The 13,968-nt window shown below is 68.7% G+C and carries 14 protein-coding genes; 7 read left to right on the forward strand and 7 right to left on the reverse strand.

The annotated features are described in order from the left end of the window. Positions 1 to 12 precede the first annotated feature (12 nt). From IPG68_16025 to IPG68_16035, 3 genes are all read right to left on the reverse strand, one after another. Positions 13 to 417: a VOC family protein gene (locus IPG68_16025; GenBank protein MBK6764672.1), complete on the reverse strand. Its 405-nt coding sequence runs from the start codon at positions 415 to 417 to the stop codon at positions 13 to 15. Positions 418 to 426: 9 nt separating this feature from the next. Beyond that, a complete protein-coding gene (locus IPG68_16030) occupies positions 427 to 2,355 on the reverse strand; it encodes an ABC transporter ATP-binding protein (protein ID MBK6764673.1) in 1,929 nt (642 codons plus the stop codon). Positions 2,356 to 2,611: 256 nt separating this feature from the next. Beyond that, positions 2,612 to 4,339 carry an ABC transporter ATP-binding protein gene (locus IPG68_16035; GenBank protein ID MBK6764674.1) on the reverse strand — a complete coding sequence of 576 codons (1,728 nt, stop codon included), beginning with the start codon at positions 4,337 to 4,339 and terminating at the stop codon, positions 2,612 to 2,614. A 141-nt stretch (positions 4,340 to 4,480) separates the two neighbouring features. Between IPG68_16035 and IPG68_16040 the strand changes: the two genes are divergently transcribed. Together IPG68_16040 and lhgO are read left to right on the forward strand one after the other, a co-directional pair. Continuing rightward, the gene (locus tag IPG68_16040; GenBank protein MBK6764675.1) at positions 4,481 to 5,386 is read left to right on the forward strand and encodes a hypothetical protein; all 906 of its coding nucleotides are present in this window, start codon (positions 4,481 to 4,483) and stop codon (positions 5,384 to 5,386) included. Between the two features lie 63 nt (positions 5,387 to 5,449). After that, positions 5,450 to 6,607, forward strand: a complete 1,158-nt coding sequence (lhgO, locus tag IPG68_16045) for an L-2-hydroxyglutarate oxidase (protein MBK6764676.1) — start codon at positions 5,450 to 5,452, stop codon at positions 6,605 to 6,607. A gap of 207 nt (positions 6,608 to 6,814) precedes the next feature. On the opposite strand, the gene IPG68_16050 is transcribed toward lhgO, so the two are convergent. Continuing rightward, positions 6,815 to 7,093: an Ltp family lipoprotein gene (locus IPG68_16050; protein ID MBK6764677.1), complete on the reverse strand. Its 279-nt coding sequence runs from the start codon at positions 7,091 to 7,093 to the stop codon at positions 6,815 to 6,817. A 293-nt stretch (positions 7,094 to 7,386) separates the two neighbouring features. On the opposite strand from IPG68_16050, the gene IPG68_16055 reads away from it, so the two are divergent. Continuing rightward, positions 7,387 to 8,355 carry a hypothetical protein gene (locus IPG68_16055; protein MBK6764678.1) on the forward strand — a complete coding sequence of 323 codons (969 nt, stop codon included), beginning with the start codon at positions 7,387 to 7,389 and terminating at the stop codon, positions 8,353 to 8,355. A 3-nt stretch (positions 8,356 to 8,358) separates the two neighbouring features. Here IPG68_16055 and IPG68_16060 read toward each other — a convergent pair whose 3' ends face one another. From IPG68_16060 to IPG68_16070, 3 genes are all read right to left on the reverse strand, one after another. Continuing rightward, entirely contained in the window at positions 8,359 to 8,895 is a 537-nt protein-coding gene (locus IPG68_16060; GenBank protein MBK6764679.1) for a hypothetical protein, read from the reverse strand. 77 nt (positions 8,896 to 8,972) lie between these two features. After that, positions 8,973 to 10,184 carry a DUF222 domain-containing protein gene (locus IPG68_16065; protein ID MBK6764680.1) on the reverse strand — a complete coding sequence of 404 codons (1,212 nt, stop codon included), beginning with the start codon at positions 10,182 to 10,184 and terminating at the stop codon, positions 8,973 to 8,975. Positions 10,185 to 10,245: 61 nt separating this feature from the next. After that, positions 10,246 to 10,560, reverse strand: a complete 315-nt coding sequence (locus IPG68_16070; protein ID MBK6764681.1) for a hypothetical protein — start codon at positions 10,558 to 10,560, stop codon at positions 10,246 to 10,248. Positions 10,561 to 10,773: 213 nt separating this feature from the next. On the opposite strand from IPG68_16070, the gene IPG68_16075 reads away from it, so the two are divergent. The 4 genes from IPG68_16075 (at position 10,774) to IPG68_16090 (ending at position 13,793) form a co-directional block, all read left to right on the forward strand. After that, complete coding sequence (locus IPG68_16075) at positions 10,774 to 12,285, forward strand: polysaccharide biosynthesis protein (protein ID MBK6764682.1); 1,512 nt, start codon at positions 10,774 to 10,776, stop codon at positions 12,283 to 12,285. Positions 12,286 to 12,390: 105 nt separating this feature from the next. Continuing rightward, a complete protein-coding gene (locus IPG68_16080; protein MBK6764683.1) occupies positions 12,391 to 12,585 on the forward strand; it encodes a hypothetical protein in 195 nt (64 codons plus the stop codon). Between the two features lie 61 nt (positions 12,586 to 12,646). After that, positions 12,647 to 13,495, forward strand: a complete 849-nt coding sequence (locus tag IPG68_16085; GenBank protein MBK6764684.1) for a hypothetical protein — start codon at positions 12,647 to 12,649, stop codon at positions 13,493 to 13,495. Next, the gene (locus IPG68_16090) at positions 13,479 to 13,793 is read left to right on the forward strand and encodes a CpsD/CapB family tyrosine-protein kinase (GenBank protein ID MBK6764685.1); all 315 of its coding nucleotides are present in this window, start codon (positions 13,479 to 13,481) and stop codon (positions 13,791 to 13,793) included. Before IPG68_16085 ends, IPG68_16090 begins: the two co-directional genes overlap by 17 nt. Positions 13,794 to 13,968: the final 175 nt, after the last annotated feature.

Consider the following 13,968-nt stretch of genomic DNA (forward strand, 5'->3'; position numbering starts at 1 on the left):
CCTTGTGAACCCCTATTGCGGCGCGGAGATGTTCACCATCCACTCGATGCCGAACCGGTCGGTGCACTGCCCGTAGATGTCCCCCCACATCTGCGGTTCCAGAGCAACCTCCACGGTGCCACCGGCACTGAGCCGGTCCCAATAGCCCCGCAGTTCGGCCTCGTCCTCCCCGTGCAGCATCAGCGTCACCCGCCGGCCCTCGCTGTAGTCCATGCCGGGCGACGTGTCGGAGGCCATGAGGTTCTGTCCGCTGGGCATCGTGAGTTGCCCGTGCATGATCTGGTCGGCCGGGGCGTCGGGCACCCCGTACTCGCCGAAGGTGCTCAGGTCCAGCGTCCCGCCGAAGACGCCCTGGTAGAACTCGAGGGCAGCGCGGGCGTCGCCGCGGAACGAGAGGTAGGAACTCAGCTCAGCCATGCCGGGAGACTAACCCACCGAAACGTCGGCCGCCTCGTCGAAACTGGCGAGGAACTGCGACTGGTACAGGTCGTAGTAGAAGCCCTGCGCGGCCATCAGCTCGGTGTGCGTGCCCTTCTCCACGATCCGCCCGGCGTCCATCACGAGGATGATGTCGGCGTCGCGGATGGTGCTCAACCGGTGCGCGATGACGAACGACGTGCGGCCCTCCCGCAGCGTCGCCATGGCCTGCTGGATCAGCACCTCGGTGCGGGTGTCGACCGAACTCGTCGCCTCGTCGAGGATGAGGATCGGCCGGTTGGCCAGGAAGGCCCGCGCGATGGTGAGCAACTGCTTCTCGCCGGCCGAGAGGTTGCTCGCCTCGTCGTCGAGCAGCGTGTCGTACCCGTCGGGCATGGTGCGTACGAAGTGGTCGACCCGCGCCGCCTTCGCCGCGGCCATGACCTGCTCCTCGCTGGCCCCCTGCGCCCCGTACGCGATGTTGTCGCGGATCGTCCCGGCGAACAGCCACGTGTCCTGCAACACCATGCCGAAGCAGCGCCGTACGTCGTCGCGGTCCATCGTCATCGTCGGCACCCCGTCGAGCACGATCTGCCCGGCGTCCACGTCGTAGAAGCGCATGAGCAGGTTGACCAGCGTCGTCTTACCCGCGCCGGTCGGCCCGACGATGGCCACGGCCTCGCCGGGCTGCACCTCGAGGTCGAGGTCCTCGATCAGGGGCTTGTCGGCGTCGTACCGGAAGGACACCCCGCGGAACTCCACATGCCCGCGCGGGCGCTCGAGCCGCTGCTCGGCCACCTCCGGGCTCTGCTCCTGCGCGTCGAGCAACTCGAAGACCCGCTCGGCCGATGCGATCCCGGACTGCAGCAGGTTCGTGATCGACGCGAGTTGGGTGATCGGCATCGTGAACTGCCGGGAGTACTGGATGAAGGCCTGCACGTCGCCGAGGCTCATCGTCCCCGACGCGACCCGGATGCCACCGATCACGGCGATGGCCACGTAGTTGAGGTTGGCGATGAACATCATGGCCGGCTGGATGATCCCGGAGATGAACTGCGCGCGGAAGCTCGCGGCGTACATCTTCTCGTTGGCGGCGTCAAACTCCTCGATGGCCTTGTGCCGGTGGCCGAAGACCTTGACCAACTCGTGGCCCGTGAACATCTCCTCGATGTGGCCGTTGACCACACCGGTCCACTTCCACTGCCCGACGAACTGCCCCTGGCTGCGTTTGGCGATGAACAGCGTGACGGCGAACGACAACGGCACGGTCAGCAGCGACACCAGCGCCAGGATCGGGGAGATCCAGAACATCATCGCCAGCACGCCGAGCACCGTCATGATGCTGGTGATCGCCTGGGTCATGGTCTGCTGCATCGTGGTGGCGATGTTGTCGATGTCGTTGGTCACCCGGCTCAGCAGGTCGCCGCGCGGGTGGGTGTCGAAGTACTTCAGCGGCAGCCGGCCGAGCTTGACGTCCACGTCCTCGCGCAACCGGTACATCATGCGCTGCGTGACGCCGGCCATCAGGTAGTTCTGACCCCATGAGAAGACCGAACTGATGAAATACACCACCACGACCAGCGCGATGATCCGGCCCAGCTTCGTGAAGTCGACCCCGTCGGTCAGGGTCATCGACGCGAGCATGTCCGCCTGCGCGGTCTCCCCCTGCGCGCGCAGCCCGGCGACGGCCTGCTCCTTGCTCACCCCTGGCGGGATCATCTTGCCGACGACCCCGCCGAAGATGACGTTGGTCGCCTGCCCGAGCAGCCACGGCCCGAGCACCTGGAAGAACACGCTGACCACGGCCAGACCCAGCACCACGGCGATGACCAGCCGCTCGGGGCGCAGCCTGCGCAGCAACCGCTTGAACGTGCCCTTGAAGTCCCTGGCCTTCTCCGACGGCAGGGTCATGCCCAACCCGCCGGGGCCGCCGCCCATGGGTCCGCCGGGCCGCGGGCCGGGCGCGGGGCGCGTCATCGCCATGACGGACCCCCACTGCTCGCGATTGTGACGAAGGTGCGGCCCCCAGAACCCCGTTTGTGACGAAGGTGAGGGGTCACACCCCCGGGAACCCCGCACCTTCGTGACAAACCACCATGACCGCGCGGCAACTTCGTCACAAAGGCACGGTGGGGGCCCGCACCCCCTGCCGGCCGAGTGTGAAGTATCGCGACAACGTCGTCACAAAGCCGCCTCATGACGCCTCCGCCGCGGTCAGCTGCGAGTACACGATCTCCTGGTACGTCTCGCAGGTGTCCATCAGCTGCTCGTGCGTACCCACCCCCACGACCCGGCCGCCGTCGAGCACCACGATCTGGTCGGCGTGCCGGATGGTGCTGACCCGCTGCGCCACGATGATCACCGCGGCCTGCCGGGTGCGCTGGGCCAGCGCCGCCCGCAGCCGCGCATCAGTCGCATAGTCCAGCGCGGAGAACGAGTCGTCGAAGATGTAGATGGGACAGGGCCGCACCAGTGCCCGCGCGATGCTCAACCGCTGCCGCTGACCGCCCGAGACGTTCGTCCCGCCCTGGTCGATCGGCGCGTCGAGCCCCTCGGGCGTCTCTCGGACGAAGTCGGCCTGCGCGACGTCGAGCGCCTCCCACACCTGCTCGTCGGTGGCCTCCGGCTGCCCGAAGCGCACGTTGGAGCCCACCGAGCCGGTGAACAGGAATGCCTTCTGCGGGACCAGCCCGAGGTAGGACCAGAGGTCCTCCTGCGCGAATTCCCGCACATCCACCCCGTCGACGAGCACCTGCCCGCCGGTCACGTCGTAGAGCCGCGGGATGAGGTTGACCAGGGTGGTTTTGCCGGCGCCCGTCGAACCCACGACGGCGGTGGTCTGCCCGGGGCGGATCGTGAGGTTCACGTCGCACAGCACCGGGTCCTCCGCGCCGGGGTAGCGGAACTCGACGCCCCGGAACTCCACGACGCCGGTGCGCTCCGGCGGTTGGGCGGGCTGCACCGGATCGGTCACCTTCGGTTCGGTGTCCAGCACCGCCGAGATGCGTTCGGCCGAGGCCGCCGCCCGCGGCACCATCACCATGAGCATCACGGCCATCATGACGCTGAACAGGATCTGCATGATGTAGGCCAGGAACGCCGTCAGGTCCCCGATCTGCATGTCGCCGGAGTCGACCAGGTGCCCGCCGAACCAGATGACCGCGACGGACGACAGGTTGAACACGAGCATCAGTGACGGCATCGTCAGCGCGAAGAGCCGCGTGACCCGCAGGGAGACGTCGGTGAGGTCCTCGTTGGCGCCGGCGAAGCGCAGTTCCTCGTGCTCGGTGCGCACGAACGCACGGATCACGCGGATGCCGGCCAGGTTCTCCCGCAGCACGGAGTTGATCCGGTCGATCTTGACCTGCATGACCCGGAACAGCGGGACCATCTTCGACATCAGGATCCCGATGACCACCCCCATCACCGGGATGATCACCAGCAGCAGCGCCGAGAGTTGTACGTCGGTGCGCAGGGCCATGATCACCCCGCCGATGGCCGTCAGCGGGGCGGCGATCATCATCGTCAGGCCCATCAGCACGAGCATCTGCACCTGCTGCACGTCGTTGGTGGTGCGGGTGATCAGCGACGGCGCGCCGAACGTGTTCACCTCCCGCAGCGAGAAGCGCTCCACCGAGCGGAACAGCGCAGCGCGCACGTCCCGGCCGAACGCCATCGCAGTGCGCGCGCTGAAGTACACCGCCACCACCGAGATCACCGCGAGCCCGAGGGAGATGGCGAGCATCAAAGCGCCCAGTCGCACGATGTAACCGATGTCCCCGGTGACCACGCCGTTGTTGATGATGTCGGCGTTGAGGAAGGGCAGGTAGAGGTTGGCGATCACCTGCATCGTCAGCAGGACGACGACGATGACCAGCGCCGCACGGTACGGCCGCAGGAACCGTCCGATGAAGGTGATCACAGCGCCCAAGGGTACGCCGCGGGAATCCTGGGTAACCACGGACAACCCAGTTGTCGCTCGTTACCAAACCTCGGCGCAGGTCATCCACAGATCGCCGCCGCCCGTTCCCCACCACCGCGGATCCGGTCCACCATGAATCCCGTGCCCCCGCGCCTGACTCAGCCACTGCGCGATCTGCTGGTGCCCCAGGACAACGTCGTCGCGCTCTGGCAACTGCCCGGTCCGGAACGGCGGGCAGCGCGGCGCGCGGCTCGGCTGCGGCAATGGCGGCGGCTGTCCCCACAGGTGATCCTGGCGTCGCCCACCGCCCCGACTGCGAGCCAACTCGCATGGGCGGCGGTCCTGCACTGCGGTCCGAAAGCGCGGTTGTCGGGCAGGACCGCCCTCATCCTGCACGGATGGCGTGGCGATCTGAACACGCCGCACGACGTCGTCGTCCCGCGTGCCGTGCGGCCCCGCCCGGCGCCGGACCTGGTCCGGGTGCGCCGGGTCGCCCAGCCTTCCGGGCCGGCAGCCCTCCCGGCACGCACCTCCCCGCATCTGGCCACCCTGCACGCTGCCGCCTGGGCCCCCAGCGACCGCCAGGCCATGTACACCGTGATCTCGACGCTGCAGCAGCGGCTGACGTCACCCAACCGGCTTCGCGAAACCCTCGAGCACTTGCCGACCCTTCGCCGGCGGCGGTTGATCAGCAGTGTGATCACGGAGTTCGCCGACGGCATCCAGAGCCTGAACGAGCTGGACTTCGCCGCCATGTGCCGCGAATACGGAGTCCCGGAACCCTTCCGCCAGCGCCGCGTACTCGACAGCAACGGCCGGTTGCGCGCGATCGACGCGTATTTCCGCACCGCTTCCGGGGCCACCATCCGCGTGGAGATCGAGGGGATGCAGCATCTCGACCCGGAGCAATACTTCGCCGACATCACCCGGCACAACGACCTCGCGTTCGCCTCCCCTGCGACCTCGGTGCGCATCACGACCTGGCACCTGCGCCACGAGCCGGAGCCATTCATGCGGGACCTGCGGCGGGCGGTCCTGGAAGGGTGACCAAGTTGGGTAACCACATGCAACCTGGTTGTCCCTCGTTACCCAACCCATAACCTGAACCCCATGCCCGCCCCGGATTTCGCCATCATCGGCGGCGGCGTCGTCGGACTCACCATCGCGCGCGAACTCAGCCGCCGCCACCCCCGGGCCCGCATCGCGGTCTTCGAGAAGGAACCGCACCTGGGCCTGCACGCCAGCGGCCGCAACTCCGGGGTCCTGCACGCCGGCTTCTACTACGCCCCCGACTCGCTCAAGGCCCGGCTCACCGCCCGCGGCAACCACCTGCTGCGGGCCTTCTGCGCCGAGCACGACGTGCCGGTGCGCGCCTGCGGCAAGGTCGTGGTCGCCACCAGCCCGGACCAACTGCCCGCCCTAGATGAACTCGTCCGGCGCGGCACCGCCAACGGCGTGCGGCTCGAGACCGTCGACGAGCGCGGCCTGGCCGACCTCGAACCCCTCGCCCAGACCGTCGAGCGCGCCATCTGGTCCCCCGACACCGGCGTCGCCGACCCCCGGGCGGTGACGGCGGCGCTGCAGCGCGACCTCACCGAGAGGGGGGTCACCATCCGCACCTCCACCCCCGTAACGCGGCCACCCGACGCCGGCCACATCATCAACGCCGCGGGCCTCTACGCCGACCGCGTGGCCGCGTGGTTCGGCTTCTGCGACGACTACGTGATGATGCCGTTCAAGGGTCTGTACTGGTACGGCAACGACCGCGCCCCCCGGCTGCAGCGCCACGTGTACCCCGTGCCCGACCCACGCAACCCCTTCCTCGGCGTGCACTTCACGGTCACCCCCGGCGGCGGCGTCAAGGTCGGCCCGACCGCCATCCCGGTCCTGTCCCGTGAGGCCTACTCCTGGGGCTTCCGCAGCGACGAGGCCCGCGAGGTCGCGAGGGCCTTCCCCGCCTTCCTGCGCGGCGGGCACCACGACGTGCCCGCACTGATCCGCTCGGAGGTGCCGAAGTACAGCCGTCGCTGGCTCGTCCGGCAGGCGCGCGCGCTGGTCCCCACGGCCGACGGCTTCACCATCCGCGGCGAGCCCGGCATCCGCGCCCAACTCATGCACAAAGCCACCGGCCGGTTGGAGATGGACTTCGTGGTGCGCGGCGACCAGCGCTCCACACACGTGCTCAACGCAGTCTCCCCGGCCTGGACCGCGAGCCTGGCGTTCGCCGAACTCGTGGTGGACGGGATGACCGAACGCGGGGCGGCGTGACCCTCCTCAGGAGAACAGGGCCGCGGCTTCGGAACGGAGCGACGTCCGCGCCACATGGCCACCACCACCCCCGATGGCGGCGCTGACCTGGACGGCGCCCCCCATAGGCACTAGCGAAGTCTGCACGTTGAACGTGCAGCTGAGATCTCGGCAATTTCGCCGTCTTGTCAGGAGATTTGCAGTCCCGACATGGCCAGGGATCGCGGGTTAGAGACCCACAGAATCGGCTCCGTATGTGGCCTGCTTGGTTGTGTAGCCCTCGAACTCCAGTTGCTCAATGAGGCCGCTTCGAGAGAAGTTCTGGAAATCCAGGTAATTCTCAGCCGCCTTTGCGGCCTGTTCGTTCCAGTTCCCCTGAACGTTGTTGCCGGCGAACGTCGCGTCCTTGGTCGAGTAGCCCTCGAACTCCAGCCCCCTGCATCCCCGGTTACTCAGCGTGGTCAAAGGGAGCAGACGATCCGCGTCAGGTGGCGCCCGGGGCGTCACCCGTTCGGGCTAGCGGCTTCCCACGCCGGACGGGACCCCAGCGGCGTCACTTACCCTGGAGTCAAACCGCTCATAGGAGGGGCTCGTGTCCAGACGCGCCATCGCAACCGGGATCGCCGCAGCGATCGCGGTGCTGGCTGCGCTGCTGACCCCGGCACAGGCCGCCAACCCGGCTCCGAAGCCATCGAGCGCGCCCGCAAGCTTGGGTCGCCGCGGATGTCGGCTACAGCGGGAGCAACTACTTCACCAACGAGTACGGCACGTATCGCACGGACTGCTCCGGCTACGTGTCAATGGCGTGGGGCCTGGACTCGTCCCTCACGACCGTAACCCTGCCGAGCGTCTCCTACGCCATCGCCAAGGACGCCCTGGAACCCGGCGACATACTGAACAACCCGTTGCCCGGCACCAGCGGCCACGTGGTGCTGTTCGCGGGCTGGGCGAACGCCGAGCGCACCGAGTACTACGCGTACGAGGAGAGCCCGTCGGGCGGCGCGCACCTGAGCCAGATCCCCTACCCCTACTGGCCCGGCTACGGCACCTTCACCCCGCGCCGGTACGTCGGCACCACCTCGGACACCCCACCCCCGGTGAAGGTCCCCGAGCCTGAGGCGCCGAAGGGGCCCGCACCGCTGACCGACGGCGACCTCGTCCGCCACGACGGGCAGGTGTACCGGATCGCCGGTGGCGCGCCGATGCCGGTGACCTCCGGCAAACAGGCGCGCAAACTCAGCGATGCGGAGTTCGCCGACCTCGCCACCCAGCCCTCCGACGGCACCTTCCTCGGCGCGGAGGGCAAGACCTACGTCGTCGCCGGTGGGGCCCCGGTCTTCGTGCCGCGCGGGACCTTGAAGGCCAAGGATGCAATCACCGTGGACGACGCGGGCCTTGAGGAGATCCTCAACGACAAACCCGCTGACGGGACCGTCGTGAAGACCGACAGCGGGGAACGTTACGTGTTCGCCGGTGGTGCCCCGATCCACGTCACGCAGCCCTGGTGGAAGTCGCTGCGGCCGAAGCCCACCCCCGTCACTGTCGCGCAGGAGGCCCTGGACCAGGCCGGCGGGCTCAACGAGTGGTCGCACGTGCGCAACCTCCCCGCAGACGGCACCCTGCTCAAGGTGGGCGCCGACGTCTACCGGGTCGAAAGCGGCGTGCCGGTGGCCGACTACGGCGTCCGGGGTGTCCCGATCGACCAGGCCGCGATCGACAACGCCGGCGGGGACGGCCCCTGGTCGCACCTGGTCGCCGCCCCGCAGTAGGCCTCAGGGGACGATGAACTCGACCGCCGTGATCGGCCCGGACCCCACGTTGTTCACGCCCTTGACCTGCACCCGGTAGCGTATTCCCTGCGTCACGTTCCACTTGTACTCACGTTTGGTGGTCTCCTGCCAGGGCCGCGGCTTGAGGATGCGCCGCACCCCGGGCTTCTTCCCCGTAGCGCGCTTGCGCTGCGCCTGGACGACCACCTTGACGATCCGCACCCGGTAGGCCGTCGCCCGCTCGGACACGCCCCACTTCACGCGCACCGAGCCGTCCCCGAAGAACGACCTCGCCTTTGCGATCTTCCCGGGCAGCCGCTGCTCGATCGGCGGGAGGTTGTCCGTGGGGGACGTGGGCGTGGGCGCGGGGGTGTAGTCCGGCTGCGGCGTCGGGGCGGTGGGGGTCGGAGTCGGGTCGCACACCTGCCCGGTGGCGGGGTCGCACGGCACCTCGTCGGAGGCGGCCCCCGTCGCGGTCAGGCCGAGCATAAGCGCAGCCATTGCCCCGCCGGTCACCACCGATCGTGTCCACGCGGCCATGATGCCTCCAGCCCATCAGCGCTCTCGCACGGTAGTCACCACTCGGCGTGCGTGTGAAGGGGCCGAACGGGCGACCCCTATGTACGCTGGTGATAGGTGAACGCCTGGCTGGTGTAGATCTGGCCCAGCGGGCTCATCCAGGTCATCGTGTGGGTCGGGCTCTCCCGCTGGTGGCGGACCTTCCACGCCGAATGGGTCTTCAGCAGGTGGTGACGGCGGCATTCCCCGGCGAGGTCGACCGCGCGGGTCTTCCCGCCCTTGGACCACGGCACGATGTGGTCGGTATCGGTGTACTCCGCGGGCCGGTGGCAGCCGGGGAAGCGGCAGGTCCGGTCGCGCAGCCGCACCGCCCGCTTGACCCGCTCGGGGATCTTGTACGTCTCGGCGTTCGCGTCGATGAGCGCCCCCGTCAGCGGGTCGCACACCAGCCGCCGCCACCGCGCGTCCGGCGACCACGCCAGGTACCGGGCCACCGACGCGCAGATCACGCCGTGCTTGCCGAGCAGCGCGTCGCGGTGGTCCTCCCCGATGAGGGTGTTCGCGGAGATCGTCACGTTGACCTGCACGTCGACCTGGGTGATCGTGTCGAGGAACCCGACAAGAGCGTCGGCCCGTCGCTGGTCAAGGGTCCGGTCGTCACCTTGCTCGTGGGGATCCGCGCAGTCGTCCCGCTGCGCCAGCTTCGTCAGCGCCTGGTAGAAGATCTCCGCGTGCTCGGCGGACAGCCGCGCGGCGATGTCGGCCATGCCGTGGGCGGCCGGGAAGATCGACACCCCGCGGTCGTCGAGCGCCTTCTTGCGCAGGTGCTCCCCGGGATCGCCGTCGCACGTCAGGCGCAGCAGGTACTGCCGCAATTGGTGCGTGGTGTGGCGCTGCCCGTACGCGATGGCGTCACGTTCCATGTCGCAGCGCGGGATGCCCTCGCTGAAGTCCGCCAGCAGCTCGACGATCAGCCGCGCCTTCGGCAGGTCGATCCGCCCGTCGTTCAGCGCGTCCCACACCAGCGGCCGCCGGACCAGGGAGCGGGCGTCCGCGAGCAGGTGGTCGGCCGAACGCGGCGAGATCCCCAGGGACAATGCCACCTCATCGGACACGCCCTGCACGGAGTACCCGAGGGCGGAGATCCGCTCGTCCACCACGGCGACGGCCGCGGCCCGCCGGGCCTGTGCGGTGCGGATGGCCCGCTCAGACTCCAGCACCTCGTCGATCAGCAGGTCGTCGTCCAGCGCCCGCAGGCCGTCGACGACTGTCCCCAGTCCCGGGGACAACACGGTCGGGATTTCGCTCATACCCCATCGTGAGGGAGGGGTGTGTCAAACCCGGTCAGCCCCCGAGAGGGCTGTGGAGAACCTAGCGGACGCGACCCGAAGAGGTGATGCCGTCGAGGCGGTCGGGGCCTCCGTAGCACTTCACGCGGTACCGACCCGGCTTCACCTTGACGGTGCGGTAACCGTCACTGGCACGGGTCTTTCCGGTCTTCGCGACCTTCCAGTTGTTCTTACCCTTACGCTTCTGGATCTCGAACTTGTAGCCCTTGTTCTTCAGCGGCCGGATCTTGATCTTGATCTTGCCGCCCTTGATCACGGCCGCGCACCGGACGGGCTTGGTGGGCGGGTAGTTGGCCGCCTGCGCAGGTGCGGCCACCAAGAGTCCGGCCCCCATCATGGCGGCAGTAGCGATGGATAGTGACGAACGAACAAAGCCCATGACGGCTCCCCCGTGGTTGATCGCGGTCGATTCGTTCGCGACTCTAGCAGAGCCAAATAGGACAAGTCACGCCCTTTGTTATCCGACCTACCAAACAGCCGCATCCCTGGAGTACAGTCGCCTCTAGACCTGCGAAGCGGCCACGGGGGACGTGGGGAAGACGGGGGATTCATGACCAGTAACGTCAGGGCCGCGGGCCAGGCATCCGCCGACTTCCTCGCCTGGGTGCTGTGCGTCCCGCTCGCCCTGTGGCTGCGCTTCGACTTCTCCGTTCCGCCCGGTGGTTGGTCCACGGCCCTGTTCTGGGGCATAGCGGCGGGACTCCTCCACGTCGCGGCGGGATACATCCGCAAGCTCTACCGCGGCCGCTACCGGTTCGGCTCCTTCGACGAGGTCACCGGTGTGGTGATCGCCGCCGGTGTGGTGACCCTGATAGGCGAAGCCGTCGTGCTCCTTACCCACCCCACGGACCTCCCCCGCACCGTCCCACTGCTCGCAGGTGGGCTGGCGCTTGGCATGATGCTCGCCGGCCGCTTCTCCCTGCGGTTCTGGCGCGAGCGCGTACGCACCCCCCGCGACGGTGACCGCACCCTGGTCTACGGCGCCGGTGAGGGCGGCTCGCAGCTCGTGCGGGCCATGGTCACCAACCACGGCAGCGGCTACTGCCTCGTCGGCCTCATCGACGACGACCCCCGCAAGCGCCACCGACGGATCTCCGGCGTAGGGGTCCGCGGCACGATCTGCGACCTTGAGAAACTCGTGGACCTACTGGACGTTCAGGTCCTGGTCGTGGCCATCGCCAACGTCAACGCGGCCCAACTGCGCGACCTCGACAAGCGGTGCCGCGCCCTCGGCGTGCACCTGCGCGTCATCCCCAGTGCGGTGGAGATCGTGAAGGGCACCGTGCACCTGTCGGACGTCTCCGACGTCACCGAGGAGGACCTGCTCGGCCGCCGCCCGGTCCACACCGACGAGCCCGGCATCGCGCAGATGCTGCGGGGCAAGCGGGTGCTGATCACCGGCGCCGGCGGCTCGATCGGCTCCGAACTCGCTCGACAGGTGCACAGTTACGAGCCGGCGTTCCTCGGGGTGCTGGATCGTGACGAGTCGGCGCTGCACGCCCTGCACCTGACGATGTTCGGCCGGGCGATGCTCGACACCGACGACCTGATCCTGGCCGACATCCGCGACGCCGCCCGCATGCGCGAGATCTTGCAGCAGATCCGCCCCGACGTCGTCTTCCACGCCGCGGCGCTCAAACACCTGCCGATGCTGGAGGCCGCGCCTTCGGAGGCGTTCAAGACCAACGTGCTCGGCACCCGCAACGTCCTGCAGGCCGCGTACGAGGTCGGCGTCCCGGTCTTCGTCAACATCTCCACCGACAAGGCCGCCGACCCGGTCAGCGTGCTGGGCCACTCGAAGCGCACCACCGAGCGGCTGACCGCCGGGATCGAGCCTCCCACACAGCGGCCGCTACCTGTCCGTCCGCTTCGGCAACGTCCTGGGCTCGCGGGGGTCGGTGCTCACCGCGTTCCGCTCCCAGATCGCAGAAGGCGGCCCGGTAACCGTCACCCACCGCGAGGTGACCCGCTACTTCATGACGGTCAAGGAGGCCGTGCACCTGGTCCTGCAGGCCGCCACGATCGGCCGCTGCTCGGAGACCCTCATCCTCGACATGGGTGAGCCCGTGCGCATCGCCGACGTGGCCAAGCACATGATCGAGAAGTCCGGCCGCGACATCGAGATCCAGTCTACACCGGCCTGCGCGACGGCGAGAAGATGCACGAAGTGCTCTCCAGCGAAGCCGAGTCGGGGTGCCGCCCGCTGCACCCGCTGATCACCCACGTCGAAGTCCCGCCGCTGTCGGTGATGGCGATCCAGGAGGACTGGGCGCACTCCTGCCAGGCCAGCCGCGCGGCGATGGAACTGCTGGCGCTGGCCGGCGACCACGTCCGGGTGCCCGACGAGGTCGACGTCCGCTGATCCTCGGCGTGCCTCTCCTCAGCGGTCAGGTACATTTGCGGAAGACCACTGAGGGGAGACCTTGACTCTGCACGACTATCTCGGGATCCTGCGCCGGTCCTGGCCGCTGATCCTGATCGCCACGATCGTCGGCACGCTGGTCGCGCTCGGCCTCTCGCTGGCGATGACCCCGATTTACCAGGCGCAGTCGCAGCTGTTCGTCTCCGTGAAATCCGCCAGCGCCGTGGGAGACGCCTACTCCGGCGGGCTGTTCGTGCAGCAGCGGGTGAAATCGTACGTCGACGTCGTGGACTCCCCGGCCGTGCTCGACCCGGTGATCGAGGAACTCGGCCTGGACACCACCTATACGGGCCTGGCCTCCCAGGTCTCCGCCACGACTCCCCCGAACACCGTCCTGCTGAACGTCTCGGCGACCGACACCTCCCCCGCGCAGGCCGCGAAGATCGCCAACGCCGTGGCCGCGTCCTACGCGAACGAGATCGCCCGACTGGAAGGTGCCAAGACCGGCGCGAACGGGCTGCCCCGTCTGGGAGGCAACCAGAACCAAGTCCCGGTGCAGGCGACGGTCATCAAGCCCGCCCAGGTCCCCACTGCCGCGATCTCGCCGCGCACCCAGCTCAACGTCCTGCTCGGCGCCCTGCTCGGCCTGCTGATCGGCGTCGGCATCGCGGTCCTGCGCCACACCCTGGACACCTCGGTCAAGACCGTCGAGGACCTGGAAGGGCCGCCGACTCCACCCCGCTGGGCACGGTCACCTTACGACCCGGAGGCCAAGACCAACCCGCTGGTGACCCTGCGCGGGACCCCCCGCGCCGAGGCGTTCCGGTCCATCCGCACGAACCTGCAGTACGTCGACGTCGACAACCCCCGCGACCGTGGTCATTACCTCATCCGTGCCCGCGGAGGGTAAATCCACGACCGCCTGCAACCTGGCGATCGCAGTCGCGCAGGCCGGCTCGAAGGTGCTGCTGCTGGAGGCGGACCTGCGCCGGCCGAAGATCGCGGAGTACCTCGGCGTGGACGGCTCCCGCGGTCTCACCGACGTCCTGATCGGGCAGGCGACCCTGGCCGACACGATCATCCACTGGCAGCGCGGCCTGCTGGACTTCCTGCCCGCCGGCGCCATCCCGCCCAACCCCAGCGAACTGCTGGCGTCCCACCAGATGGCAGACCTGCTGGCGGACCTGGCCGGCGCTACGACATCGTGATCCTGGACGCTCCCCCGCTGCTGCCGGTCACCGACGCGGCGATCCTGTCCACCGCCGCCGACGGCGCGATCCTGGTGACCCGGCAGGGCACCACCCGGCGAACAGGTCGCGGACTCCGCCGACGCCCTGCGCCAGGTCAACGCCCGGATCTTCGGCACCGTCCTGAACTTCGTGC

The sequence above is a fragment of the Micrococcales bacterium genome (assembly GCA_016703125.1).
Classification (GTDB): domain Bacteria; phylum Actinomycetota; class Actinomycetes; order S36-B12; family UBA10799; genus JADKAV01.